This window comes from Microvirga antarctica (genome assembly GCF_017921815.1).
GTDB classification, from domain to species: Bacteria; Pseudomonadota; Alphaproteobacteria; order Rhizobiales; family Beijerinckiaceae; genus Microvirga; species Microvirga antarctica.
Genome location: NZ_JAGEMM010000162.1, coordinates 1 through 284 on the forward strand (window position 1 = coordinate 1; position 284 = coordinate 284).

Annotated in this window: 1 protein-coding gene; it reads right to left on the reverse strand. The window is 55.3% G+C overall.

The annotated features are described in order from the left end of the window. On the reverse strand, nt 1–284 hold a 284-nt coding region (locus J4G32_RS21310; protein WP_485020567.1), incomplete at both ends, for a family 4 glycosyl hydrolase.

Here is a 284-nt window from a genome sequence, read left to right on the forward strand (position 1 = left end):
ACCTTCGTCGGTTGAATGCCGTTGGCATCCACCAGACAAGCCACTTCCACGCAGCTTCCCTGCGGCAGGTTATCAATCAGCCCCTCATTACGCACATTGCCGTAAATCACGCTCGGCTCGCCGGTCCACAGAGCGTTCATAATGGTGCTGGCGTACTCGCGGGACGGTTTGATGTCGATACGCTCGGCGGTTTTATACTCCTCCAGTTCTTTATGCCAGTTCGCCAGTTGTTCTACGCAGCGTTTCGGATATTCATCCAGCGGCACCTTGTAGCGCGCAATCAG